This is a genomic window from Marinomonas phycocola, from assembly GCF_047525455.1.
Taxonomy (GTDB): Bacteria; Pseudomonadota; Gammaproteobacteria; order Pseudomonadales; family Marinomonadaceae; genus Marinomonas.
In genome coordinates, this window is sequence record NZ_JBLIXL010000002.1 from 102,296 (window position 1) to 127,597 (window position 25,302).

Sequence of the window (25,302 nt, forward strand, 5' to 3'; positions counted from 1 at the left end):
AAGCACTTGGCTATTTATAACGCTATTTAGTAACAGTTTGCCTGTTTATTAAGCGATACCAGTTGTTGATATATTGCTAAAGGCTCTGCCATGTTGCTATTTAAATCATCAATACGAGTAGAGTGAGACGGATGAGTAGACATCATTTCTGATGGCTGTTTACCGGAGTTTGCACTCATATTTCGCCATAATTCCGTACTCTCACGAGGATCAAAACCCGCTTTGGCCATCAAATCTAAGCCCATCAAGTCAGCTTCAGATTCATGGGCTCGACTGAACGGGAGAATAATCCCATATTGAGCCCCCAAACCAAGGCCTTGGAAAATGGCTTGTTTTATTGGCGTACTTTCACCACTTAATTTTTGGCCAAGAGCTAGAATTTGGCTGGTTGCTAATTGAGTAGAAACACGCTCATTACTATGTCGGGCCAATACATGCCCCACTTCATGACCCATTACAGACGCTAGCTGAGATTGATTGCTCGCTATATTCAATAACCCAGTATAAACACCAATTTTATAACCAGGTAGAGCAAAAGCATTCACTTGTTTATCATCAAACAACACGACTTCCCATGCCTGATCACGATATTCTTCAGGTAATACTTGGATAATTCTATCCGCCACACATTGAACATGCTTAGTCAAAACCGTATTAGAAGAGGTTTTGATTTCTGTTTTCATGGCTGCAAAGGATTCAACACCCATTTTATCTAGCTGACTGTCTGGCAATAACACAAATTGAGAGCGCCCAGTTGGAGAAGAGCTGCATGCAACCAGTGCAATAGCTGCTGCACCAATAAGTAAATTACGAATTATGTTCTTATTCATTGAAAAACCTCAATCTCAAGGCGATTTTTAGTTCAATTCGGCCGTTACATCAACACCAATATCACGCGCAAATTCAGCCGTAGCAACAACAATGCCTTCACCCGCTAAATTAGGCGCAATCCCCAATTTAAATCCATCTCTAATCATACCAGGTAACCATTTATTGGTGAAATCCGCATACGCAATTACACTTGCAGAAAATTCCGCATACTCTTTGCCTTTCCATTGCTCAGCCAATGTAGAATCGCTCCAAATTGGTAGCACTTTTTCAGTGCCTAAATCAATAATTAAACACCCTTGGTCATCTTGAAGCATCCACATGTCTTGTTCTTTTTTACAATGAGCCACAACTGCATCATAACGAGCGTTACTTTGAAGTCGAAAAAAATCTTCTATTTGTTGGCCATCAAACGGCATTCTGTCACCTGTACGTTAATTTTTTTCAATCATATCACATGGCTTAAATGAAAATGACTCATTAGCCATTGGATTCCAATGCAATTTAAACTGTCTTTACTGATTCAGTTAACTGCTAATTCAATCAAAGGAAAGAAAAGGTTCTCTAATCAGAAAACAGCGTCCCTAAATACACACCCGTAGCGGATACAAGCGCAACAAGACAAATAATGGCAAAAATAGACGCATACTTTTTAATAGTATTCTTATTTTGATTTTTCACCACTTATCCTAAATCAGTTAATAATAAATTGAAGACAATGCACGTTCTACTGAGAGCTATTATAACAGCTCGATTCTATGATTCACGATCTACACCATTTCAAATATCACCATTCCATACTCATTTTAAAATTATTTCTTAATATATCGATTTTTTCTTCAAACTCACCTTAACAATCCTTTACCAAATGAACGTTTCAGTATTAGTGCTTCAGTGCCAAAATATCTATAGAGGCGTTGATGCATTCTAATTAATAATAAACACCTAGAGGAACAGACATGTCTACTACTAAAGCAAAGATACTAATCGTTGATGATGACCCCATCAACATCAGTGTACTAATGACTTTTTTAGAAGATAAATATCATATTATTGAAGCTAAAAACGACAAACAAGCTTTAGATAAATTAACACATCCGATACTCCCAGATCTCATACTTCTAGACGTTATGATACCTGAAATGAAAGGCTATGAAGTATGTAAGAAAATTAAAGACAACCCAGTAACCCAGCACATTCCCATTATTTTTATCTCAGAAATGGGTGACCAAACAGACGAGGATTATGGTTTTGAAATCGGTGCTGCTGACTACATAACAAAACCTATCTCACCTGCCGTGGTTTTAGCTAGAGTCAAAACACACGTTAATCTAGGACGTATTAGACACTTACTGGTCTCACAAGATAAAGAATTAAAAAGAACGATATCTGTAAAATCAAGAGAACTGACTCAAACTCAAGACATCACTATCCTGGCATTAGCCAGTCTTGCCGATGCCAGAGACGATGATACGGGCAATCATATAAGAAGAACGCAACATTATGTAAAAGCTCTAGCAATTGAATTGGCTAAATTTCCTCGACATAAACATCAATTGACTCAAGAAAATATTGATTTGATTTTTAGGTCAGCGCCTTTACACGACATAGGAAAAGCAGGCATCCCTGATAGCATTCTTCTGAAACCTAGCGCGCTTTCCGAAAGCGAGTTCAACATAATAAAACAACATGCCACATTAGGAGATAATGCAATTTCCAGAGCGGAAGCATTATTAGGGCACAGTAATATTCCATTCTTACGATTCGCTCGCGAAATAGCCTTTGGGCATCACGAAAAATGGGATGGTTCTGGGTACCCAAACGGGCTAATAGGAGAGAGCATCCCCCTTTCAGCAAGATTAATGTCGGTTGCAGACGTGTATGATGCTTTAATCAGTAAGCGCGTTTATAAATCTGCATTTACACATGAAAAAGCAGTCAAAATCATTGTTGAAGGCTCTGGTCAACATTTTGATCCAGATATCGTTCACGCTTTTATCAACATTCAAACAGAGTTACATGAAATTGCAGAACGTTTTCCAGATAAATGTGCCTGATATTAAATTAATATTTGTATAAATATAAAGTGTTTATGCGCCATCCAATTGTTAATTCTAACAACGTGCTGTTCAAGTTAATGAGGAATATATTTAATAAAATAGTTCGATATTTATGCATTATTCAATTACCAACTTCCTATAAACACTTGCTATGACAATGCCCCGCACCTATGAGGTCATGGAAACCAAAATTATTCTACAGTGATCGATGCAACCTGCCATACAGATCGGTTATAGATTATTTCACTATTAAGTTCAGGAAATTCATTGAAAGGGTAGACTACAAAAATAGGCCCTTTGCCTCTGATGCGTAAGCGTTCCCCATCTTGTTTCATTGCTAGAATCACGTCGTATTTATTCAAATCAGTCAGTGGCATATTTGCACTGTAATCATTCAAGGCTGTAATTTTTAAATTCGTCCCTTTCGCACCAACACAGTCTAACAGATCTTTTACAAGCACGCCTTCAAATACTGCAACACCCTCAGTCCATGGCGTCGTAGTTTGCCGCTTTCTTAATCCGATTTTTTCGATCATTGATCGATTAAATTCTGCTTTTCCACCTGTTTGATTGGTCTGGTCAATATTCCCCATAACAGTAAGAATTACTTGACCAGAAGGTTTAACAAGCTCACCAGCAAAAAGAGAGGGAGAAAAGAAACTAAATACAATAGTAAACGCAGTGCGTATAAATAATGTCATAATTCATTCCTATATTATCTGTTCCAAAATAAGAACACACACCCGATTCTTTATTGCTTTGTTGTGAATGTATAGCATCCATCATTTAATTTCAGCATTCAACTCTAAAGCGTATTCCCATTCTTCAATAAAACGTTTTTGCTTTGCGTAATCTCTACCTAATAATAATTGTTGATCTAACTCGATTATCCTTGTCGGATGTGATGGACTAAGAGACTGAGGGGATTGCCCTGGTAATTCTTTTATAGGATAAAGTAAGTTCTCTGTCTGCATCATTTTTTGACCGATATCTGACAATAAATAATCTAGAAATAATTCCCCATTACGTGCATTTGCCGTGTTTTTAGGTATCAAAGCAACCCTCATTAACATTAACGTGTAATCACTAGGGATAATCATAATCAACCAAGGGTTTTTTAAAACTCGTTGGTATGCAGACGACCCTAATACATTATAGCCTAGTACTATTCGACCACTCTCAATATCATCAATAATTTCATTCGAGCAACAGTATGTTCTTACTTTATGACTACCAAAAGCTTCTAGTAAACGCCCCCATGTTGTATTCGCTTGCCTTGAATCTTGGCTTGCTAATAAATAGCCAACACCACTGTTGCGAACGTCATAGGTGCCAATTCTACCTTTAATATCATTACTGTATTTTCGAATGGTTTGCAGAAGCTCTTGTCGGTTGTTAGGAAATTCAGAATTAGGAAATAGGCCTCGATTCGCTACCATAACGATAGGTTCGAGTGAAAACGCGAAGACTTGGTTCCTCCATGTTGTCATTGTTGGCAATTCATCTGTAATAACAGATTGATAACGTTGTGCAAAACCATCATTCACCAATTTCAACTGTAGATCCATAGCACTGCTAATTACCAAACCTGCTTTTGGCTGATCTTTCTCTCTAATAACTCGATCATATAAATCCACCTCACCCATTTGTTCATACTGAATTCTTATGTCTGGATTCAAGCTAATAAAATGCGTAATTAACGGTGACAAAGTCTTAATATCAACCGTTGAATACAAAGTTAAATGACTTAATGCATTCGTTTTTCCGAATTCATAGACATTATTTACAGCAAAAGAAGGCTTTGTAAAAAACACCGTTAGAAGTATCAGCAACGCCGCTATACTGTCTTTCACTCATGCCCTCCTGTTAACACTCTTTCTGGAAAAAGCACTTCTATTGTTGTACCTTGCGGTTCTGTATCTAAAACAGACACCGTTGCACCATGCCGATCAGCTATGTCTTTTACCATAGCAAGCCCAACACCACTGCCCGATATTTCGTATTGTCCTCGGTAGAATCGTTCAAATACTTTTATCTTATCGTCATCATTAATCCCTAAACCGTAGTCGACAATTTTCACTCCTATAAATGTTTTATATTGAAAGACATGAATGTCCACAGACTTAGAAGTTTCATCATCGTTAACATGACGGCTGTAGCGAATGGCGTTATCAATTAAATTCGTCAGCATTTGTTGCAGAGAAAACTCATCACCTAAAACGGGAGCATTGTCAGTAGAAGACTCAAAAGACAAATAAATATTTTGCTGCAAAGCAGAAACCGCCAAATCCATACAGATTTGTTTTACAAGGCGATTCATTTCAATTTCAACAAGATCTTGTGTCTGTAATCGATGGGACACCACAGCCTGATTTAATAGCATAGTAACAGTCTGGCTGAGCTTGTCACTTTGCAAGACTATTTTCTCTAACGCTTCTTTTTGCCTCTCTGGTGTTGTTTGATCACGTGCATTCTCAGCCAGTGCTTTTAAGCTCGTTAGCGGTGTTCTCAATTGATGAGCAGATTCAGCTGTATAATTTTCCAGCTGTTCTAAATTACGTTGTAATCGCGCCATAAAATGATTAATAGACACTTTTAAATGGTGCGTTTCTTTCGGTGTATTAATCGTTATTGGAGTTAAGTCCCCAGGTAAGCGGGCTTCTAACACATCCTCGATCCTATGCAGTGGCCGCAAGACAAAATGACTACCAAATGTAATTAACGCAATGGTTACAAATACAATTAACACCACCACTTGTAAGGCTCTTGTTGTTATGGAGGATGCCATTTCTTCACGAGATAAACGAGTTTGAGCAAGTAATATTCGGATAGTGCCTTGTGAATTAGCCTCAGTTAGCCCTCTTTCAAGCCATGCGACACGAATTTCTTCTGCCGAGAACACTTGGTTATAAAACTGCATCTCACCTAACTTTGACGGCTTGGGAGGTTCACCTGATAGGTCCTTATACCCTGTAATGAAACCATTTTCAGAACTGTCTACACGGTAAAAGATACGATCGTCGTTTGCTTGAGCTAATGTTGAAAAAACCGACCAAGGGATATCAATAGACACTTCTCCTCTAACAAGGACAACATTCTCATCCATTTGCAAGAGAGCGCTTCTCAATAAACGATCATAAGATAAGTCAGCAAGTCTTTGACTGTAATTAAACACTAGGTTAATCGCAATAATGGCAATGATACTAATAATACCAATACCTGATAATATAAAGCGCACTCGTAAGGAAGGCGCTTGCTTTAAGGCTTGTTCTTCTTCAGTCAGGCTTTGGTAGTTTGGCAATTTCCGCCACATAACCTAACCCTCTTAATGTACTAATAACTAACGAGCTCCCTGCTAGTTTTTTTCTCAATCGGCCAACATACAACTCAATTGCATTTGGACCAGGACTCTCATCAAAATTAAACAAGTGTTCTGTTATTTCATCTTTACTTAATACTCGGCCTAAGTGACCTAAAAATATTTCAAGTAATTGAAACTCTCTACTCGTAATAGGCTGAACTTCTCCATTCAATAATACTTGTCTAGCATCTCTGTTTACTTGTAAATTCCCATGCTCTGTAATATTCGTTGCGTACCCATGATGGCGCCTTAGTAACGCTCGACAACGTGCTTCAAGCTCCCCAAAATTAAACGGCTTTGTTAAATAATCATCCGCCCCTGCATCCAGTAAGAGAATACGATCTTCTATTTGATCTAGGGCTGTTAAAATCAAAACAGGTGTAGAGTTATTACGCGATCGTAAATTCTTTAATACCTGTAGCCCCGACAGTCCAGGTAAGTTCAAATCTAGAATGATCAAATCTACAACCTGATACTTTAAAATGTCCGAAGCTTGTTGACCATTCATGACCAAGTCAGCAGCATGACCTAAACTGTTCAGGCGTTCACAAATGGCTTCTCCAAGCACTTTCGTATCTTCTACTACTAACACTCTCATGAATACACTCTCTATGAATAAGCGGCTCGATATCAAATTCAAGTATGGCCTAAAAAATAAAATTCGGAGTAAAAACACTTTACTCCGAATTTTATCAAATGCGTTAAAGTAGATAACACATCAAAAAAGCCAAATAAACGCTAAAAAATCAAACAGAAGATTTGGTTTGTTTCATTTTCGCTCTCACAATAGGACCAACAATCATAGGTAAGACCAAACCAAGCCCAGCAATTACCCATAAAGAAATACTCAATCCACTGTTAAACAATGCCCCCCATTCGCCATCCGACAAAACAAGGGCATGTCGCAAGCTTTTTTCCATTTCAGGCCCAAGCAACATCCCAAGAATTACAGGTACTAATGGGATTTCTACTTTTCTTAAAATGTAACCTAATACACCAAATGCCACCATAAAATACAAATCTAATGCACTGTGACTTACCGAATAAATACCAACTGACGCCACTAAAGTAACAATAGGCATTAAATACTTTGGTGGAATACTCAACAATTTAACAAAGATACCTACCATTGGAATATTTAATAAGAGTAAGACTAAATTACCGACAAATAGCGCGGCAATAACACCCCATACTAAATCTGCATTTTGTTGAAATAACATTGGACCAGGTGTGATATTCAGAGAAATCAACATTGCCAACAACACTGCTGTTGTGCCACTGCCAGGGACGCCGAGAGTTAGCATAGGTACTAAAGCACCAGAAGCTGCACCATTATTACCCGCTTCGGGGGCCGCAACACCACGGGGATCACCATGACCAAACTCGCCCTTATCCCCAACTACTTTTTTCTCTAACGTATAACTAACGAAGCTACCCAGAGAAGCCCCTGCACCCGGTAAAACACCTGCAACAAAGCCTAATAATGCGCCACGCAGAGAAGATGGAAGCACTTTAATAATGTCTTTCATGGTCAACTTTAAACGGTTCACTGCCACTTTTTTCAGACCATCGCCAGCGTGTTTTTCAATAAAGAAAAGTAACTCACTGATCGCAAACAAACCTACAATAGCAATGATGAAATCAACACCTTCAAATAACTCAAGAGTGTTAAATGTATAACGCTGAACTCCTGAAGAAATATCAATGCCAACTGACGCAATCATTAATCCCAATGCCGCTGCCATTAATGTTTTAAATTGATTTTTGCCTGTAATCCCACCTAAAGTAGCAAAAGCCAATGCAAACAAGGCAAAGTATTCAGCAGGACCAAATTTCAACGCAAATTCCGCTAAAATTGGCGCTAAAATAACCAATCCGATTGTTGCAATTAAGCTACCGATAAAAGAGGCAATAGCAGAAATCGCTAAGGCTTCTGCCGCTTTTCCTTTTAAAGCCATTGGATGACCATCTAAGCAGGTCATCATCGCTGGTTCGTCACCAGGGATGTTTAAAAGGATAGATGAAATACGCCCACCGTACATTGCCCCCGCATAAACGGAAGTAAGTAAAATCAGAGAAGAGGTTGGAGACAAACCCAAGCTAAATGCAAGTGGTATGAGAATCGCGACGCCATTTGCAGGGCCAAGGCCAGGTAATGCACCAATTAATGTTCCTAAGATAGAACCAATAATGGCAAACATAATGCTTTCAGGCGTTAGCGCTACGGAAAAACCCTGCAATAATAAATTGATAGTTTCCATTGTTAAAACTCCAGTAAGCCTAAGGGTAAGGCCAGTTCAAGCACATTATTGAAGACCACGAACATAACAACAGAAGTAATAACACCTGTTGCTATACTCTGCTTAGGCTTAGCGCCCATTCTCCAACATAAGTAACTCACCATAAGAACGGCGGCTGGAATAAAGCCCAGTGGTTCAATTGCCCATGCAAAAGCTAAAATGGCCAATGCAATGACAGATAACTCCAAGAGCATTCTTGGCGCTGGCCATGCTTCATCTATATCAGGCTTAATAATCAGATAAATAGCACTGATACCTAATAAGAAAGACAGAATAATAGGAAATGTCTCTGGTCCAACAGATTCACCACCCCCAAACGGTTCCGGGAATTGAGTCGCTTCCCAACCATAACCAAAGGCAAGAATTAGCATAAGCATGCCAAACACGCGATCATTTAAACGCATGACGCTGCTCCATATTAAAAAAGAGTTTAAAAAAAGAAGAAGGAGGCGAGCAAACACTCGCCTCTTAGTATTGACTAGAATGACTGATTATTTAATCAGTCCAATGTCTTTTGACAGTAAACGGATGTCTAACGTTTGATTTTTAACGAATTGAGTGAATTCTGTTCCAGTTTTATGAAATGGCATTAATCCATTTTTTGCCATCACGCTTTTCCATTCAGGTGTTGTATACAACTCATCAATGGTTTTTACCCACCATTCATACGAGTCATCGCTGGCCTTACCTGGAACATAAAACCCACGCCAGTTTGGCGCAATCGTTCCAATACCTTGCTCCATCGCTGTTGGAATATGAGCAAATGGTGCAGGTAAACGCTCTTCAGAAAGCACCGCCAAGACACGTAAATCGCCAGAATCCATGAACCCTTTGATTTCAGAGATATCGCCGGTGTAAGCATCGATGTGACCACCAACCACTTGAACAATGGCTTCACTTCCACCGTTAAAAGCTAAGTATTTAATTTTTGGTAAATTTTCAACATTTGCTTCTTTTGCAGCAAGCAAAACCTTCAGGTGATCCCATCCACCCGTTGCACTACCGCCAGCAAACTTAACCGCATTTGGGTCGCTTTTCAGCTTTGCCATTAATTCTGTTAAACTTTGAAAAGCAGAGTCTTTGCTTACAGCAATAACACCATAATCAGCACCTAATGTGCCAACCCATTTTACTTGATCGGAGTTCATTCCAGGGAATTGACCTTGAGCAAGACGAGTAGTTGTTGCCGTACTTGCAGCAACAATTAGCGCATCGTCCTTAGCGCGCTTACTTACTGTATGGGCAAATGCAACACCACCACCTGCACCAGCCATATTAACAGTCTGAACGTTGCCTTTAATATACTGCAAATCTACTAATGTTTTCCCAACACTACGACATGTAAAATCCCAACCGCCACCAGGGTTTGCTGGTGCAATACATTCAGCCGTGCGTGCGGGCTCAAACGCTTGCGCTTGCCCAACTAAAACGAATGTAGAGAAAGTGCTTGCTACGGCTAATTTAATAGATGTAGACAATACGGACTTACGATTCAGCATAGGTTATCTCCTGCTTGTTATTTTTTTTATTTAAGGTACCAGTACTTATTGTATGTGTACTAATAACAAACAAGATATCCCATCAAACTGTCGCTTACCTGTCATTCGTCATTATCTTGGTATTATGTGCAAAAAAAACTCAGAACCAATCTGAGTTTTTTCATGAGAGCTTATTTTTTCATAACATAAACAAATACTTATATTATAAAAATATCACCTTCCTAACGATTGCAAATACGTTTCTAGCTCTGCCATGCCCGTTGGCAAATCCACTTTCTTTCCTAAATCTCGCATGGTACAACCAAGAGCATGCAAGGCTCTAAACAAGTTGTGCTCTCGACACTGCTCTCCCATCTGTCCAATTCTCACAATAGGTTGACCAAAAGAGCCAGCGATTTCGACTTTATGTTTATGAGAAATATGATGGCATATTCCTTCGGCCGTCAACCCTTCAGGAATAGAGATGCCAACAACAGAGTTTAAACGGGATTCAGACGGTACAAATAATTCAAGTCCCATTCCTTCAATACCATGCTGTAACGCTAAAGAACAACGTAAATGACGCTGAAAACGTACATCTAATGTTTCTTCACACACTAGCTTAAGCGCTTCATGAATTGCCATAATTCCAGAGACTGGTGCCGTATAATGATAGCCGTTATTGTGCCAAAAATTCTCTGCTAACTTTGCATCTAAACACCATTGAACGACAGGCTCTTTGCGTAACGTAATTTTTTCCCATGCCAATTCCGAAAAGGCCAATAAAGAAACACCAGGGATAGAGGATAGACCTTTTTGCCCTCCCGTTATCACAGCATCAACTTGCCATTCATCCATCTTGAGTGGCATAGTACTGAGAGTGCACACCGCATCGACAACCAGAAGACAGCCATATTCTTTCGCCAACTGTCCAATTTCTTTTAAGTAGATATTACAAACAGTGCTGGACGTTTCTCCCTGAACCATAGTAATGATGCGTGGTCGCACTTTCTCAAGATGCGTTCTCACCCAATCAGGATCGGCCGCATCTTTTGCTGGAGTAATGACTTCTGTTACCACCCCTCCAACACGCGCAGCCATTTGAGCCATTCGATTACTAAAAAATCCATTTGAAATACTTAATACTCTATCATTTGGCTCCACTAAGTTCGCGGCCGCCATTTCCATCGCAGCAGAACCTGGCCCAGCAACACCAAGAACCCACTTTGAACGGGTTTGGAAAACATACCGTGACATGGATTTAACTTGATCAATCACTTGTGACATGGTGTCACCTAAGTGGTTAATTACCACGGAATTGGCCTTGGCGACACGATCAGGGATAGGAACAGGACCCGCTCCCATCATCAGCAAAGGTTCTTGTGGCAAAATAGTATGCAAAGATACAACATCGGGGCACGACACAGAAGAAACAGTAAACTCGCTCATGAAACTATAAATCCATTACCATATAAATCAACAGGAAAAACAGCAGAAAATCTCGATTTTTTGTTTTCTGCAAAAGAATATTCTAAAAGTATACGCTGATACAATTTTAAAGAAGAGTGTATTTTTTCAAAAAAGTCACAAACACCCCATTATCTACAAATACCATGACATCCTTCTATTTAACGCAGTGCAGTGCAGTGTTTTTTACTTTTCTCTATGGGATAATTGCACCTCATATTAAATAACATAGGTAATAGAGATGATTACGTGCGGTATAGAAATAAAAAGTAATGAAGCCATTCTTTGCCTGCTATCTAAAGACAACGGTTTATTTCAAATTATCGACTGTCGTCAAGTGCGTATTCCTTTAATTCAGTCAGAAAACAGCGAGGCGATGAGAAAGTATCAGTTTACGCTAAAAAAGTTATTCGAAGATTATAAGGTAAGCCATGTATCCATTCGCGAACGACCAACAAAAGGCAAGTTCGTAGGTTCATCCGTTGGGTTTAAAATAGAAACAGCCATTCAACTTATTGACTCAGTTGAGGTAGCACTTGTTAGCAATGGCGATTTAAAAGAAATTATCAAAGAAAATCCACTCCCTATACACTTCTCTGATACGGGGTTGAAAGCCTTTCAAGAAGGCGCTTTCTCTGTTGCGTATGCAACCAGCACAAGGTTCTAAATGAACATTCATGGGGACACCTCCTCCCCATCCTCTTTCGAAATATCTATTGCCTCCTACCCTTAGAACTTTAATCAATTTTTCAAGTGTTTAGTTTGTGAAAACGAGGTTCTTTTTCTACACTCTTAAGTACTGTTGAAGGAGTTTTATATAAGTTATTAAACAATGAAACTAATGATCGTTTTTGAAGTATTATTTATATTCAAAAACGATTGCTTCATCCAATTTAGGAGAAACAAGATTTATGTCAAATAATGTTAGACGGTCTCTCTGAAAGACTGAGTCTTAGTAGACTTATTCGCACCTTCCTTAGCTTAGGAGAGCATTTAAGCATTAAAGTACTGACTGAAGGCATTGAAACAGACGAACAGCAAGCATGGTTACTTGAGATGGGCTGCATAGAAAGCCAAGGATACCTCCACTCTCATCCGCTATCATTAAAACAGCTTACTGTATGGCTAGAAGAAAGACAGCGTTTAAATATTTAACTAGGGACAAGTGCTCATGCCTAAAAGCATTCAATTTAAACTACTTGCTTGGATTATTGGAACGTTGCTCTTTATTTTATCAATGACGGGTTGGTATTCTTACACATCTAATAAGCAAATCGCAGATGAAGGTTACCAATTGATGCAAGTTCAACTAACTAAGAGACTCTCTTTATCTCTTGCTAGTGGCTTTTGGCAACTCGATCTAGAATACATCCAAGATACCCTAGACGCTGAGCTTCTAAACGAAGCGGTTGTAGCCATTAAAGCAAATGATCAACAAAACATTTCCATCAACCGCCAAATAGGACAAACTGGGGAACCTTCTTCGTTAGAACTAAACAACATCCCTCATCATGAAGATGTTCTAAAAGTGGATATTATTTACAACAATACAGCCCTTGGTTATGTTGAAGTTTTTTTAACCACCGAACCATTTAGTAAAAGAATCGAAAAATCACTTTGGGAAGTGATCACAGTGCAGGTAATTGGTATTTTTTTTATTGGCGCATTACTTATTTATATCCTACATCGCTACATTTTCACTCCGATTAAAAACTTAGAGAAAGCACTTTTTATCGCTCGTGACCTACGCGTCAAAGAAAAATACGTATTGCCAGATCAACGGTATTTAGAATGGGGAACACTGGTTAATGGCATAAATGATATTATCAAGAAAATCAGTTTAGAGTTAACATCAAGACAACAAGCTGAGAAAAACGCATTAATAGAAAAAGAATATGCAGAACAAGCATATAACCAACTAATAGAAACTCAGGACGCTCTTATTCAAGTAGAAAAAATGGCTGCTTTAGGTCGCTTAGTTGCAGGTATTGCTCATGAGATCAGTACCCCTATAGGTGTCACACTCACCTCTGCATCGCATTTAGAAACCGCTACAGCAGACCTTCAGCATGCATTAGCAACAAACCAATTGAAGAAAAGCACTTTAGATGAGTATTTAGAGGTTGCCCTAGACTCAACCGCATTAATACTAGGTAACACTAAAAGAGCCGCTCATTTAATTCAAAGTTTTAAACAGGTTGTCGTTGATCAAACAAATCAATCAAAACGAGAGTTTTCTATTCAAGAATACTTAAATGAAATCATCCATAGCCTACATCCCAAACTGAAGCTAACCGCAATAAAAGTTAACATCGAATGCGATCAACTCATTCTCTTGAACTCTTACCCAGGAGCGTTATCTCAAGTCATCACCAACTTAGTTCTCAATGCCCTTTTGCACGCTTATGAAGAACATGAAAAAGGAGAAATACATGTTACCGCACAGAAGCACTCTGATAATCGAGTTATTATCAAAATCTATGATGATGGAAAAGGAATTACCGACGATGTAATCAAAAAAATATTTGATCCATTTTTTACAACGAAGCAAGGACAAGGCAAAACAGGGTTAGGACTGCATATCGTATTTAATATTGTGACACAAACCTTAGGAGGAACAATAAATACCGCAAGCAAAGTAGGCGAAGGGACATGCTTCACATTAGACATACCTATGGAAGCACCATCGCCAAAAGACAGCATACCGTAAGAAAAAACACGCCATGATAAATGACGTATTCGTTTATAATTCACATACCACTACGCTTTTGATTTAAGTACAACCAAAACACCACCAATAATTAGGAGCGATGATAGAATTAAATGCAAACTGATCGATTCATCAACAAATATAATTCCACCTAAAGCAGCAAGCACAGGAACAAGTAACTGAAGTATTGCAGGTGCAATAGCCCCTAGCAAAGGTAATACAGCATACCATAAAGCATAACCCAAACCCGAAGCAACAACACCAGAAGCAATGGCTAAAAAGACGCCTTCTGACGTTAATGATAGCATATCAAATGTAACAACCAACATTAAAAACAAGACTGGAATGGTCCTAACAAAGTTCCCAAGTGTATCTTCCAATGGCCTTTTTGATGCTTTCCCATGAAGGCTATACATTCCCCAAGCAATACCAGAAACAGTCATTAATAAAAAACCATTCAACGACGGTGTTGTAAGTGTTGGGTATACAAGATAAACAAAACCAGAGAACGCGAGCATAACTCCGAGCCACTCACCATTAGAGAGCCGCCCCCCTCTCAAAACGCTTATCAAAATCATTGTTATTTGAACCGCAGCAAATAAAATCAACGCCCCAGTTCCAGTATCTAAGGTTAAATACGCAAAAGAAAAAGCAACGGCATAAACAAAAAGGTAAAAGGCCCCTTTCCAGCTACCAAAAGAATAAAATGCATTGATAGACATTTCGATAGACATTTCATTTGACTTCATATTTTTTACTTTATGAACCGCCCCCCATAGAAGAACAAGGGTAATTGCACCAGATAACAGCCTAATTAACGTAAAGCCAGACGCATCAATCAAGCCCCCACCCAAAGCTAAACGACAAAAAATTGAATTACCTGCAAACGCCAGCAGGGCTAAAGCAGTACATATAAAAAGACTCATTGCTTTACTGTTTTTAAAAATCACATTTTTTCCAAAATAAAATCATTAGTCACAACCTTATTACCAGAGAAAATAAGGTACTTAACACATCATCGACATTAGAGCGTAATGAGATCGAAAGGTTCCTTACAACACTCCTTAAATCCATTATTGTTCATTTTCGACCTTAAAAAAACAACTCATTCTATTAAAAACATTACTCTCAAACCCAATTTTACTATTTTTTCTATTCCCCTCCCTCCTTTTATCAGACATGAAATACATTTACTATAAAACAAACAAAAGGCATGTAAGAAGCTGCAGCATCATTTAGCGTAAGATTAAAGGATCTAAAAGAATATAAATATGCTATTTTTAATACCACAGAGTTAAAAAAATTAAGTATTTTTCTTTAGTGTCGATAAAGTAGTTGCATGTTACTACATTGGTTTTACACTGGCATTGGTACAACTCAATACCTTCTTATTTATTTAAGGCGAAAAATCAATAGAAACATGTAATTAATAGTTGAGCTAATCCGTAGTATCAGCCTCTGTTAAAAACATTATCTATTCAAAAAGGTAAACTTTATGGCTATCCTTAACAAACAAAAAAGTATTGTAATTGGTTCAATACTATTAGCTGGAGCATCCTCAATTGCTGTAGCTGAAACAGTGAATACGACAGCAACGGTAACAGTTCAAAACGCATTTAACTTAACTGAAGTTACACCTCTTAATCTTGGAACACTTCGAGCTACTGCCGATCCAGCAGGTACAGAAACAGCCACAGTAGTCATTCCCGCTGACGGCTCTGCACCTACTGCAGCAACAAGTGGCCCCCCTGCTGCACTGTCTGTATTAACAGCAGGTACTCCAGCAACCTATACAGTAGATAGCGCCGCAGGCTTCACTAGCTTAACGCTAACACTCCCAGGTCCTACTACTACTATTACTGTTGCGGCTGCTGCAGCGCCTCCTGGAACACCTGCTTTTACTCTAGGCACGTTCACCGGTTACATTACCAGTGGTCCAAATAGTGGTACAGCCTACACTACCGCCACCCCCAACCTTCAAACGGATGCAACAGGCACGGTTTCATTTTCTGTTGGTGCAACACTGACTACTGATGCAACAACCACAACAAGCCCTTATATTGATGGTGACTATACTGGTACTTTCCCAGTTATTGTTGTTTATTAATAAAGTAAAAGAAGTGTTATATTGGCATAACACTTCTTTTTTTATATGGAATTATTATGCGTAATATGAGACAAGCATTAGTGTGTACTCTACTCATGCTGACTTCCGTTACTTCTTCTGCAGGCGCTATAAATACCCAACCACTCTCTTTTGGTCGAATCGTTCTCAGCCACAACGCAAGTGTTGGTAGTTATACCATTGATTATTTAGGGAACATATCTACAACAAATCATTTTAGAATCATTGAAGCAGGCTCTCCTGCGGAATTTTTATTATTCGACTACCCACCTAATTCACAGGTTTTCATTACACCCACTGTTATTCAAGCTGAAACTAACAGTGCACCATTTTCAGCAGAGCAATTTACGTTAGCAAACTTAACCTCCCCCGGCTCTGTATTTATACGGACAGACGGTACCTCTGAAATTAATGTTGGCGGGACACTAAGAACGTCTGGCTCTGGCAGCATGAATTACAGTGATGCGGATTACACCATTAATTTACAAGTTTCTTTTAACTTTTAGCTAAAATTTTGATAGGCCATAATATGAAAAAAAATATTTACACCCTTTTTTTTAGCCTTATTTTGAGCACATACTCTCTTTCAAGCATAGCCAGCTTACTTATTTCTCCTACACGCTTGGTTCTTGATGAACGCTCTCGTTCAGCCAACGTCATTTTAATGAATACCAGCACAGAAATTCAAAGCTATCGTCTCGACTGGAAAGAGCTAAAAGCGTTACCAGAAGGCGGCTATAGAGAGCTCACTCAACAAGAGTTACTGTCATCTCCAATCTTAAGCCGAATGGCCAGATTATCCCCTAAACAAGTAACATTAATACCTGGTGAATCTCAAACAGTAAAAGTGTCTGCAAGAAAACAACGGAACCTACTAGATGGAGAATATCGCTCTCACCTACAGTTCACAGCACTACCAAAAGTGAACATCAACACATCCAACCCAACCAATACAAACATCAAGGTGAATGTGTTATTAAGCTACTCCATTCCTGTTATTTATAGGGTAGGGCAATTTCAATACGGCAATAAAATTAACAATGTGTCACTCAGACACGATAAAAAAAACAATAAAGCCACAATTAAAATTGATTTACAAAAACAAGGCGACTACAGTCTATCAGGCAACATACAAGCTTTCTGGAAACCTGAAAACTCCACTCAAGAAACGCGAGTTGGCATATTAAATGGCTTTAACTTCCATCATGAATTAGACAACACCGTTGCCAATGTAGTTTGGGAAGATTTTAAGTTAGCACCAGGCACACTCAGAGTGGTTTATGAAGGAAAACAGGAGTTTACAGGCACCAAGCTGTCTGATTATAACTTGGTAATTACGCCACAAATGATAAGATCAATTAATAACTAAAATGAATCAACTCGCAGTACTTTTTACAATTTTCATTAGCTTGTTTGTCACGCCCTCATTTGCTGACGAAAATAATCTAAGAGAACAATTAGAGAGAATTAAACAAAAGTACCAAGCGTTTGACCAACAAAAAGCGGCACTGAATCAAGGCTCATTACCACGACTTGATGTAAACAGTATCGGCATACCGAATGGTGAAGAACTCGTCCTATCCACTTATGTCGACTCGATTTTCATTGGTGATGTATTTGCAGAAAAATCCTCATCCAATGCAAAATTGGGGCTTAATGCTCTCATCACTTTATTAGATTTTCCCATTTTTTTTTCAAATGATCTCACCACAGCAGAGGGTTGGTATTTTAACGAGAACAACACCTTTTCTTTAACAACACACGGGGCAGATCTTCAAATTAAGATGTCTGATAATTCATTCTTTCTTTCGAAAGGTAGCTATACTATCAGGGAAGATGACATATATCTTGAAAGTGACATTATTGAACAATGGTTCGGCTTTACGTTTGCTTATGATTTCAGACGACTCCAAGTAAAATTAACCTCACAAAACTTATTACCAATACAGCTTCAACTGGCAAGACGCGAAAAAAAAGCATTGGAAGAAACCTCATCTAGAGAGGCGACACTGCCATTGAAAAACAACCCATACAAACTTTTTACCCCGCCCGTTGCAGACCTACAAATCAGCGTAAATAAAAGAGAACACCGCAATTCAACATCGTCTTACTCTCTTCTGGGGTCTAATGATCTCGCTTACTTTAATGCACAATACAGTTTAAGCGGAACAAACCAAGATAACCTAACTGACTTTAGGCTAAACCTATCCAAAGAGTCTTCTGAAGCCAATTTATTAGGTCCGCTAAACGCAACGTCATTACAAATCGGAGACGTTCAAGCAACAAGCATTGGCTTAAACAGTTCTACAAAATTATCCAGAGGCATTCACATAACCAATAGACCTCTCACAAATAGGAGCAATCAGTCCAGAATTAATATTAATGGTGACATCCAGCCAGGATGGGATATAGAACTATATCGAAATGGTATTCTTATAGGCAACCAATTTAGCATAGATGATAATCGGTACGAATTTAAAGACGTCGATTTACTGTATGGAAATAACTTATTTGAAATTGTTTTTTATGGCCCGCAAGGACAGACATTAAAAGAAACTCGCCAATACTTTATTAGTAACAATGACTTTGATAACCAAGGAAACTACCATTTATCCTTAGTTGATAGAGGGGAGTCACTATTTGGAGTTGAAAACAGCACCATTAAGAATCAAGAACCCGGTATTGAATTAGCCGGCACTTACACAAAAGGCCTTACAAACTGGCTTTCAGCTTATATTGGGGGTAGCACGCTATTAGATGATCATGGAAGCGCTGACAACCCTAAAAATAGATACTCTACAGGTGTCGATGTGTCTGTTTTCAACCGAGTCCTCCTGGGCATAGATTTTATTGAAAGCTCCAATAACGAAAGCACCGTCGAGTATACGGGCAGAACGGTATTAGGAGATCAATCGATTAACCTATCTGCCAAAAAAGATAAAGTAATAAATACATCATCTCTAAATTTAGAACAAAATGATTCTTATAAATTATCCGTAGCAGGCCGTTTATTTTCTAAAACACCTGTTAGCTACCAACAAAGCTTTGAACAATTCATTAGCCACAATGGATCAACCACCAACTCGATTACTAATGATCTCGGTTTTAATATCAATGACTCTTCAATCAATCACAGCCTTCAATGGCAAGAAACAAATTCAACTGCAAGCACTCAAAGCCAATTAACAGGAGAGATTAGAACAAGGCAGATTTTTGGCCCAATATTTCTTCGAAATCAATTAGATTACAGCATTAAACCAAAATCGAGTATTGACCAATTAAAAACAGAAGCCAATCTGAATACTTCGGAAGACATCGATCTTAAATTCTCGTATAGCAGGCTTTTCGATAACAATGTGAATGAATATGGGGCAGGAATAACATGGAAGCCAGATGAAATGATCTTGAGCAGCAACTTTTTATATAATGATACTTCTGGCTGGAATGTCAACTTAATTGGCCGATTAAGTGTCGGACAAAAAGCAACAGAAACGAGTAACGTTTTTTTTATTACGCAAAAAAGTCTTGTGAATCGTGGCTCCATCTTAGTAAGAGTGTTTGAAGACACAAATACTAATGCTGTTTATGATATTGGTGAACCCTTATTAAGTGGCATAAAAGTGAAAAGCCTTCAAAATCATAACAGCGCGATTACCGACAATAGCGGTATCGCAGTCCTAACATCCATGCAAAACAACAGAGCGACGGACATTATCGTAGATACCGGTACGCTACCTGATGCTTACTTACAACCCTTAACACCTGGAATATCAATTTCCCCTAGAAGAGGATACGTAGACAACTACGATTTCCCCATTACTCAGGTAAGTGAAATTGAGGGCACCGTCTTTATTGGGCAATTAGACAGCGACAAATATGCATTTTACGCAACCCTTAATCTAGTAAACCAAAATAATGAGATCGTTGCCACAACACAATCAGAGTATGATGGCTACTACCTTTTTGAAAACATTTTCCCCGGCAATTATAGGGTTGATATTGACAGAAATTACACGGAGAAAAGAAATCTAATACACCCAGCACCAAAAAATGTAGCCATTACAAGCACCTCCGAAATAATCAGCAATTTCGATTTTGTACTTCAAGAGCCTAGAAACTTAAATGGCTACGTAACTCAGATAGGCACGTTCAATTCACTTGAAACACTCAATGCCTTTTGGTTAATTTTAAATCAAACACACCCATCCTTTAACACACACAAAACAGCCTATTACAATCAAACCGATAACAAACTGTCTTTATTCTCTGCTTTTTTTTCTGAAAGGGAAAAAGCCGAAGAAGAATGCAAACGCTTGATAGAGAATAATATTCAATGTGTTGTTAATGAGAAGAGCCTAAATTAAAGCTCCTCTCCTTTATAGATACCGACAAAGCAATCTTGTTTACGTGCTTTTAATTGAGAACAATAATTCCCTGCTAATGAGCGACTGGCAAATGGCCCTACTTTTAAAGCCCATAAGTTTTTGTTTTTCACAGTGATACTTTCTTTCATTGGGTTCACACTGGACATCAGTTCTGGGAAACTCCCCTGTAATTTCAACCACCCTTTTGCTAACAATATTTCATTATCATAGGCCGCCACTTGGACTGCAAATTGGTTACTATTTAAAACACGCTTATTTGACGAAACATCTTTCATTGCTTTAGTCGGTGTAGACGAATCTAAAAACTGAGCCTTTATATAAGCAGGCTCTTCTTGCATATCTTTTCCTTCTGTCGAAAGAATCTCCTCAACTGGAGATGGTGTTAAGGGAGCCAACGACACTGCAGGAACCTCCCCTCCTAAACTCTGAGGAGAGTTTGATAATTGACTGGTATTTAAACTTTGAATAAGCAACTTAAAATCTTCTTCGAGAGCAAGCAACCTTTCAATTTCAGGCTTGATGGCTTCCCATTCCTCTTTCTGCTGTTCAACTTGTTTTTTCAATTCTGCGTTTGCTAATTGCTGACTACTATCAACAGCGTCTGTATCAACTTTAGGCGCTGACGAGCAGGCAACCAAAGTAATAGAGGATAACAGCAGCAATTTTTTACATAGATTCGTACGTAAACGAGTATATTTCATGAGTATTTAGTCCTAGTGAAATTTGTCATGTAAAAACGACGGCCCCTCCCCAAACCAAAAAGCCATATCTCGCACCTTTACCGATAAAAACTAAAGGTAAAAAAATACAAAGAGGGGTTCTAAAAATGCCAGCTATCAAGCTAATACCATCTCCAACAATAGGTAGCCAACAAAGCAATAAGCTCCAATATCCATATTTCAAGAAGTATTTTTCAGCGTAATCTAGCTTGTCTAATTTAGCATAAAACCAAGGTCTGTTTTCAAATTTTCTGAAGTATTTTCCCAACCAATAATTGATCGTCGAGCCCAATGTATTAAATACACTCGCAACAAACCACATCCCAAAAAAGGATGTATTAACATCACTAAAATAATATAAAAACAACACCTCAGACCCTAGAGGAAGTACGGTTGCTGAAACCAGTGACACTACGCCCATATTCACATAATCAGTTAACAATAGTATTTCTCAATAAGTTTTTAATCTTGAATTCAAGAATAATAAAAAAGGCATATTATGAATAAACCAATGAAAATGTGTGTCAAAACACCATCACACAAACAATTATAAAGTGCCGTTTCCCTCAGTAATAGCGATTATTTTCGCACCAAAAAAAGGCACCCGTAAATCATATCGCTGCCCACCTTACCTTACGCCAAAATCTTCAGTATAGTGTTATTATTCTCATTATAATTTGCCCACATTGGGACTATTTCTTTTTATAGGAAACAAAAATGACATCGGGACATCAGAACACTCTTGATTCTCTTTATACACATATTCAACAAGTTATTCTTTCTCGCCAACACCCAGTAACAGGGCTTTTCCCAGCCAGTACCAGTATAAATGCTCATGGAAACTACACCGATGCATGGGTCAGAGACAACGTCTACAGTATCCAAGCAATCTGGGCTCTCTATCTTGCCTACAAAAGAAATGGCAATCCGCAACAAAGAGCACATGAACTGGAGTATTCTTGCATAAAAATGATGCGTGGGCTGCTCTTCGCGATGATGAGACAATCCCATAAAGTTGAATTATTTAAATACAGTCTTAATCCAAAAGATTCTCTTCACGCCAAGTACGATACGAAAACTGGCTTAGAAGCTGTTGCAGACGATGCATGGGGCCACTTACAAATAGACGCCACCAGCTTCTACTTATTGATGCTGGCACAAATGACAAAAGCGGGCAGCAAAGTCATCTTCACTCGAGATGAAGCAAACTTTATACAAAACCTTATCTATTATATTTCTCGGACTTACCGCATACCGGATTTCGGTATATGGGAACGAGGAAACAAAGTTAACAATGGCAAAGAAGAAATCAACGCCAGCTCCGTCGGAATGGCCAAAGCGGCAATGGAAGCGCTGGATGGATTGAATTTATTTGGAGAAGAAGGCCCTGAGTGGGCAATCATTCACTCTTTTGCCGATGCAGTAACAAGAGCAGGCTCTGTTCTGCAATCCTTATTACCAAAAGAATCTCGATCAAAAGAAGTTGATAGTGCGTTATTGAGTATTATCAGTTTTCCTGCTTTTGCTGTGAATGACGAAAAGCTCGCTCGTCGTACTCGCCACGAAATCATCAGTAAACTGGGGGGCGAATACGGCTGCAAACGTTTTTTACTAGACGGCCATCAATCCGTCTTGGAAGATCAAAGTCGTATCTATTATGAATACGACGAATTAATTAATTTCGAACATATTGAATCTGAATGGCCACTTTTTTTTACTTATCTTTATATTGACCGTTTATTTGCAAGAGACTGGGAAAGTGCCAACCATTACCGACGAAAATTAGAAAGTTTAATGGTTCTAAAAGACGGTCAAATGCTACTTCCAGAACTTTATTATGTTCCTCAAGAGAACATTTTAGCGGAAAAGGAAAATCCAGGTTCGCAAAAACGATTACCTAATGACAACTTGCCTCTAGTGTGGGCTCAAAGCCTCTATCTAGTTGGGAAGATGCTCGATGAAGAGCTTATAACTCCCGATGATATTGACCCACTTGGCTTACACAAAACTCAATACCGCCGCAGCCCAGTACGCACATCAATGGTGATTCTTGCACAAAATAATGACGTAAAACAAACGATCATTAATGCAGGCGTTTTATGTCAAACTATAGAAGAAATATCGCCACTTAAAGTGATCAGTTCAGCTCAACTTGTGGACACATATCGACATTTAGGAGAGTCAGAAACACTTGGTTTAAGCGGTCGCCCTAATAGGGCGTTAAACAGCTTAGCCACATCGCAGCTTTTTAATATCAATGATGAACAACATCTTTGCCTATCTTGGATTCAAAACGAAGGCAAAAATTACAGTAAGGTTGACCCAAAGCTCTTTATTGAACACATACGTAATGAGTTACAAATCATTAAAAACTACTGGTACTATCCAGAAAACGCCGTTTTTACTGTTCTAATAGACGACGCGATTACAGAAATGAAAAACAGCAATGAGTTGTTTGAGTTTTTACGGAAGCTGCAAAACAACGAATTAAATGATTTTGAAGTCATCGCTCAGTCAGCCAAAAATGCCTATAAATCCGGCAGCCGCCGGAGCATGACAATTAAACGCAATAACGACTTTTTATTGGATGATAACTTACCTGTTCATCAAGCACCTTGGCCGTTATCAGAAACCGATACCCATGACCATCTCAGCATTGCTGACGAGACAACAGAAGCGTTACTTATTCGACTTCAAGATAAACCATCACTGAACCACATAATCGACTGTTTGCAAGAACTTGGGGCAAGAAAAGCCTTAATGAACACCATTCCTTTATCCACACCAGCAACCACAGCGTACAGTGTATTAAATTCGATTTATACCGAAGCGTTGTTGAAAGAAAATTGGAAACAAGTAAGACAGTTGTACTCTTTGCTTATCGAACCGACAACCGATTTAGCGACTTATATTGCCGACATTACGGTGAGACAGCGACAACTTGTTCTTGGTGATAATAATCATTCTGAAATACACATCACTCAACCTTTACATCAAGTTGAGATAATTGATCTATTAAAGCATATCTCTAAATCACCTTTATCTCTTGTTATCAACCATGAACTAATTTCTGTCATAGGCACAATAATAAAAATTCATCCTAACTTTTTCAGTGGTGTTAGGACCATACGTCTGATTAACTTAGTGACATTGTGCGCCAGACAGTTTGATCCTGAAGGTGAAAACGATGTTTACGACGTATTATCTGATATCGAGCCAAGTCAGATATACTTCTCATTACGCAATATATTAGAACAAAAACATTTACAATTTACGAAAGATACGTCAGGGTTAGACTTCAATCAAATTGATTTCAATGGTACTGAGTCCCAACTTAAAGACGTTGATTGGTTCGATTGGCGTTTAGAACAAGGTATGATAACCAGTTTACCTGAAAGCCTTTTAGGACAACTATGGAACACATTAAGTAATGCAAATAAGATCGTGTTTGGAGATTTGCAAGGCAATACCAGCTTAGATTGTCAACGTACTCTCAATTCTATGACGAAGGGTGAAGATACCTTTGCTCTATTAATTGAATCGCTTACTTACAATATTCACCCTAATTGGTATAAGAGCTTAATCCTTGAAGCATTGCACGCCTTTATGCAGTTTTGTAATCAACATCCACACTCTGTTTTTACACAAGATGTTAATTTGCCTGTACTCGTGAGCCATGCCGCGGAAGACTTTGCAAAACAGCATAATCTTAGCCATTCAAACTCAAGTCATTCTACCAGTGCAAATCTCGATGATTTTGCTCAATTAACACCAAATAAAGTAAATCAATATTTACGTTGGGCTGTCAGCAAACTACACAATCAACAAAAGCACGCTGAAGCTCATCACTAATCTATTATTTTGTTGGA

22 protein-coding genes are annotated in these 25,302 nt (G+C 38.6%); 9 read left to right on the forward strand and 13 right to left on the reverse strand.

What is annotated here, in order from left to right; translation table 11 throughout:
* Nucleotides 1–26: 26 nt before the first annotated feature.
* The gene (locus ACMUMJ_RS02270) at nucleotides 27–830 is read right to left on the reverse strand and encodes a M48 family metallopeptidase (RefSeq protein WP_414677182.1); all 804 of its coding nucleotides are present in this window, start codon (nucleotides 828–830) and stop codon (nucleotides 27–29) included.
* Between the two features lie 27 nt (nucleotides 831–857).
* Complete coding sequence (locus ACMUMJ_RS02275; RefSeq protein WP_414677183.1) at nucleotides 858–1,247, reverse strand: DUF2750 domain-containing protein; 390 nt, start codon at nucleotides 1,245–1,247, stop codon at nucleotides 858–860.
* A gap of 540 nt (nucleotides 1,248–1,787) precedes the next feature.
* Between ACMUMJ_RS02275 and ACMUMJ_RS02280 the strand changes: the two genes are divergently transcribed.
* Nucleotides 1,788–2,885 (forward strand): response regulator, encoded by a 1,098-nt coding sequence (locus ACMUMJ_RS02280; protein ID WP_414677184.1) that lies wholly within the window; start codon nucleotides 1,788–1,790, stop codon nucleotides 2,883–2,885.
* A 194-nt stretch (nucleotides 2,886–3,079) separates the two neighbouring features.
* Here ACMUMJ_RS02280 and ACMUMJ_RS02285 read toward each other — a convergent pair whose 3' ends face one another.
* The 8 genes from ACMUMJ_RS02285 to ACMUMJ_RS02320 all read right to left on the reverse strand — a co-directional run bounded on the left by ACMUMJ_RS02285 (nucleotide 3,080) and on the right by ACMUMJ_RS02320 (nucleotide 11,476).
* Nucleotides 3,080–3,589, reverse strand: a complete 510-nt coding sequence (locus ACMUMJ_RS02285) for a putative pterin-binding protein (protein ID WP_414677185.1) — start codon at nucleotides 3,587–3,589, stop codon at nucleotides 3,080–3,082.
* Between the two features lie 81 nt (nucleotides 3,590–3,670).
* Nucleotides 3,671–4,741, reverse strand: coding sequence for an ABC transporter substrate-binding protein (locus ACMUMJ_RS02290; RefSeq protein ID WP_414677186.1), 1,071 nt, complete (start codon nucleotides 4,739–4,741; stop codon nucleotides 3,671–3,673).
* Nucleotides 4,738–6,201, reverse strand: coding sequence for a sensor histidine kinase (locus tag ACMUMJ_RS02295; RefSeq protein WP_414677187.1), 1,464 nt, complete (start codon nucleotides 6,199–6,201; stop codon nucleotides 4,738–4,740). The genes ACMUMJ_RS02290 and ACMUMJ_RS02295 overlap by 4 nt, the downstream gene beginning before the upstream one ends.
* Complete coding sequence (locus tag ACMUMJ_RS02300) at nucleotides 6,164–6,847, reverse strand: response regulator transcription factor (protein ID WP_414677188.1); 684 nt, start codon at nucleotides 6,845–6,847, stop codon at nucleotides 6,164–6,166. Before ACMUMJ_RS02300 ends, ACMUMJ_RS02295 begins: the two co-directional genes overlap by 38 nt.
* A 148-nt stretch (nucleotides 6,848–6,995) precedes the next feature.
* Nucleotides 6,996–8,510: a tripartite tricarboxylate transporter permease gene (locus tag ACMUMJ_RS02305; protein ID WP_414677189.1), complete on the reverse strand. Its 1,515-nt coding sequence runs from the start codon at nucleotides 8,508–8,510 to the stop codon at nucleotides 6,996–6,998.
* Nucleotides 8,511–8,512: 2 nt separating this feature from the next.
* Entirely contained in the window at nucleotides 8,513–8,953 is a 441-nt protein-coding gene (locus ACMUMJ_RS02310; protein ID WP_414677190.1) for a tripartite tricarboxylate transporter TctB family protein, read from the reverse strand.
* Between the two features lie 87 nt (nucleotides 8,954–9,040).
* Nucleotides 9,041–10,048, reverse strand: coding sequence for a Bug family tripartite tricarboxylate transporter substrate binding protein (locus ACMUMJ_RS02315; protein ID WP_414677191.1), 1,008 nt, complete (start codon nucleotides 10,046–10,048; stop codon nucleotides 9,041–9,043).
* Nucleotides 10,049–10,261: 213 nt separating this feature from the next.
* Complete coding sequence (locus ACMUMJ_RS02320; RefSeq protein ID WP_414677192.1) at nucleotides 10,262–11,476, reverse strand: pyridoxal-phosphate-dependent aminotransferase family protein; 1,215 nt, start codon at nucleotides 11,474–11,476, stop codon at nucleotides 10,262–10,264.
* A gap of 259 nt (nucleotides 11,477–11,735) precedes the next feature.
* On the opposite strand from ACMUMJ_RS02320, the gene ACMUMJ_RS02325 reads away from it, so the two are divergent.
* From ACMUMJ_RS02325 to ACMUMJ_RS02335, 3 genes are all read left to right on the forward strand, one after another.
* The gene (locus ACMUMJ_RS02325; protein ID WP_414677193.1) at nucleotides 11,736–12,161 is read left to right on the forward strand and encodes a DUF3010 family protein; all 426 of its coding nucleotides are present in this window, start codon (nucleotides 11,736–11,738) and stop codon (nucleotides 12,159–12,161) included.
* Between the two features lie 254 nt (nucleotides 12,162–12,415).
* Nucleotides 12,416–12,649 (forward strand): EAL domain-containing protein, encoded by a 234-nt coding sequence (locus ACMUMJ_RS02330; protein ID WP_414677194.1) that lies wholly within the window; start codon nucleotides 12,416–12,418, stop codon nucleotides 12,647–12,649.
* 16 nt (nucleotides 12,650–12,665) lie between these two features.
* Nucleotides 12,666–14,204 (forward strand): sensor histidine kinase, encoded by a 1,539-nt coding sequence (locus ACMUMJ_RS02335; RefSeq protein ID WP_414677195.1) that lies wholly within the window; start codon nucleotides 12,666–12,668, stop codon nucleotides 14,202–14,204.
* 50 nt (nucleotides 14,205–14,254) lie between these two features.
* On the opposite strand, the gene ACMUMJ_RS02340 is transcribed toward ACMUMJ_RS02335, so the two are convergent.
* Nucleotides 14,255–15,130 (reverse strand): DMT family transporter, encoded by an 876-nt coding sequence (locus ACMUMJ_RS02340; RefSeq protein WP_414677196.1) that lies wholly within the window; start codon nucleotides 15,128–15,130, stop codon nucleotides 14,255–14,257.
* Nucleotides 15,131–15,699: 569 nt separating this feature from the next.
* Here ACMUMJ_RS02340 and ACMUMJ_RS02345 point away from each other — a divergent pair.
* Genes ACMUMJ_RS02345 through ACMUMJ_RS02360 form a run of 4 tightly spaced genes read left to right on the forward strand, consistent with a single transcriptional unit; the run spans nucleotide 15,700 to nucleotide 20,693 of the window.
* A complete protein-coding gene (locus ACMUMJ_RS02345) occupies nucleotides 15,700–16,311 on the forward strand; it encodes a DUF4402 domain-containing protein (RefSeq protein ID WP_414677197.1) in 612 nt (203 codons plus the stop codon).
* A 56-nt stretch (nucleotides 16,312–16,367) separates the two neighbouring features.
* A complete protein-coding gene (locus ACMUMJ_RS02350; RefSeq protein WP_414677198.1) occupies nucleotides 16,368–16,835 on the forward strand; it encodes a DUF4402 domain-containing protein in 468 nt (155 codons plus the stop codon).
* Between the two features lie 23 nt (nucleotides 16,836–16,858).
* Nucleotides 16,859–17,698, forward strand: a complete 840-nt coding sequence (locus ACMUMJ_RS02355) for a fimbrial biogenesis chaperone (protein ID WP_414677199.1) — start codon at nucleotides 16,859–16,861, stop codon at nucleotides 17,696–17,698.
* A gap of 1 nt (nucleotide 17,699) precedes the next feature.
* Nucleotides 17,700–20,693: a hypothetical protein gene (locus ACMUMJ_RS02360; protein ID WP_414677200.1), complete on the forward strand. Its 2,994-nt coding sequence runs from the start codon at nucleotides 17,700–17,702 to the stop codon at nucleotides 20,691–20,693.
* On the opposite strand, the gene ACMUMJ_RS02365 is transcribed toward ACMUMJ_RS02360, so the two are convergent.
* Both ACMUMJ_RS02365 and ACMUMJ_RS02370 read right to left on the reverse strand, forming a co-directional pair.
* Entirely contained in the window at nucleotides 20,690–21,415 is a 726-nt protein-coding gene (locus ACMUMJ_RS02365) for an SPOR domain-containing protein (protein ID WP_414677201.1), read from the reverse strand. The two genes, ACMUMJ_RS02360 and ACMUMJ_RS02365, sit on opposite strands and share 4 nt — an antisense overlap.
* A 25-nt stretch (nucleotides 21,416–21,440) precedes the next feature.
* The gene (locus ACMUMJ_RS02370; protein ID WP_414677202.1) at nucleotides 21,441–21,875 is read right to left on the reverse strand and encodes a YqaA family protein; all 435 of its coding nucleotides are present in this window, start codon (nucleotides 21,873–21,875) and stop codon (nucleotides 21,441–21,443) included.
* 275 nt (nucleotides 21,876–22,150) lie between these two features.
* On the opposite strand from ACMUMJ_RS02370, the gene ACMUMJ_RS02375 reads away from it, so the two are divergent.
* Nucleotides 22,151–25,285, forward strand: a complete 3,135-nt coding sequence (locus ACMUMJ_RS02375) for a phosphorylase b kinase regulatory subunit alpha/beta (protein WP_414677203.1) — start codon at nucleotides 22,151–22,153, stop codon at nucleotides 25,283–25,285.
* Nucleotides 25,286–25,302 lie beyond the last annotated feature (17 nt).

Coding starts and splice junctions, on each gene's coding strand:
- ACMUMJ_RS02270 (WP_414677182.1), bottom strand. CDS start 830: ATGAATAAGAACATAATTCGTAATTTACTTATTGGTGCAGCAGCTATT.
- ACMUMJ_RS02275 (WP_414677183.1), bottom strand. CDS start 1,247: ATGCCGTTTGATGGCCAACAAATAGAAGATTTTTTTCGACTTCAAAGT.
- ACMUMJ_RS02280 (WP_414677184.1), top strand. CDS start 1,788: ATGTCTACTACTAAAGCAAAGATACTAATCGTTGATGATGACCCCATC.
- ACMUMJ_RS02285 (WP_414677185.1), bottom strand. CDS start 3,589: ATGACATTATTTATACGCACTGCGTTTACTATTGTATTTAGTTTCTTT.
- ACMUMJ_RS02295 (WP_414677187.1), bottom strand. CDS start 6,201: ATGTGGCGGAAATTGCCAAACTACCAAAGCCTGACTGAAGAAGAACAA.
- ACMUMJ_RS02300 (WP_414677188.1), bottom strand. CDS start 6,847: ATGAGAGTGTTAGTAGTAGAAGATACGAAAGTGCTTGGAGAAGCCATT.
- ACMUMJ_RS02305 (WP_414677189.1), bottom strand. CDS start 8,510: ATGGAAACTATCAATTTATTATTGCAGGGTTTTTCCGTAGCGCTAACG.
- ACMUMJ_RS02310 (WP_414677190.1), bottom strand. CDS start 8,953: ATGCGTTTAAATGATCGCGTGTTTGGCATGCTTATGCTAATTCTTGCC.
- ACMUMJ_RS02315 (WP_414677191.1), bottom strand. CDS start 10,048: ATGCTGAATCGTAAGTCCGTATTGTCTACATCTATTAAATTAGCCGTA.
- ACMUMJ_RS02320 (WP_414677192.1), bottom strand. CDS start 11,476: ATGAGCGAGTTTACTGTTTCTTCTGTGTCGTGCCCCGATGTTGTATCT.
- ACMUMJ_RS02325 (WP_414677193.1), top strand. CDS start 11,736: ATGATTACGTGCGGTATAGAAATAAAAAGTAATGAAGCCATTCTTTGC.
- ACMUMJ_RS02330 (WP_414677194.1), top strand. CDS start 12,416: ATGTTAGACGGTCTCTCTGAAAGACTGAGTCTTAGTAGACTTATTCGC.
- ACMUMJ_RS02335 (WP_414677195.1), top strand. CDS start 12,666: ATGCCTAAAAGCATTCAATTTAAACTACTTGCTTGGATTATTGGAACG.
- ACMUMJ_RS02340 (WP_414677196.1), bottom strand. CDS start 15,130: ATGAGTCTTTTTATATGTACTGCTTTAGCCCTGCTGGCGTTTGCAGGT.
- ACMUMJ_RS02345 (WP_414677197.1), top strand. CDS start 15,700: ATGGCTATCCTTAACAAACAAAAAAGTATTGTAATTGGTTCAATACTA.
- ACMUMJ_RS02350 (WP_414677198.1), top strand. CDS start 16,368: ATGCGTAATATGAGACAAGCATTAGTGTGTACTCTACTCATGCTGACT.
- ACMUMJ_RS02355 (WP_414677199.1), top strand. CDS start 16,859: ATGAAAAAAAATATTTACACCCTTTTTTTTAGCCTTATTTTGAGCACA.
- ACMUMJ_RS02360 (WP_414677200.1), top strand. CDS start 17,700: ATGAATCAACTCGCAGTACTTTTTACAATTTTCATTAGCTTGTTTGTC.
- ACMUMJ_RS02365 (WP_414677201.1), bottom strand. CDS start 21,415: ATGAAATATACTCGTTTACGTACGAATCTATGTAAAAAATTGCTGCTG.
- ACMUMJ_RS02375 (WP_414677203.1), top strand. CDS start 22,151: ATGACATCGGGACATCAGAACACTCTTGATTCTCTTTATACACATATT.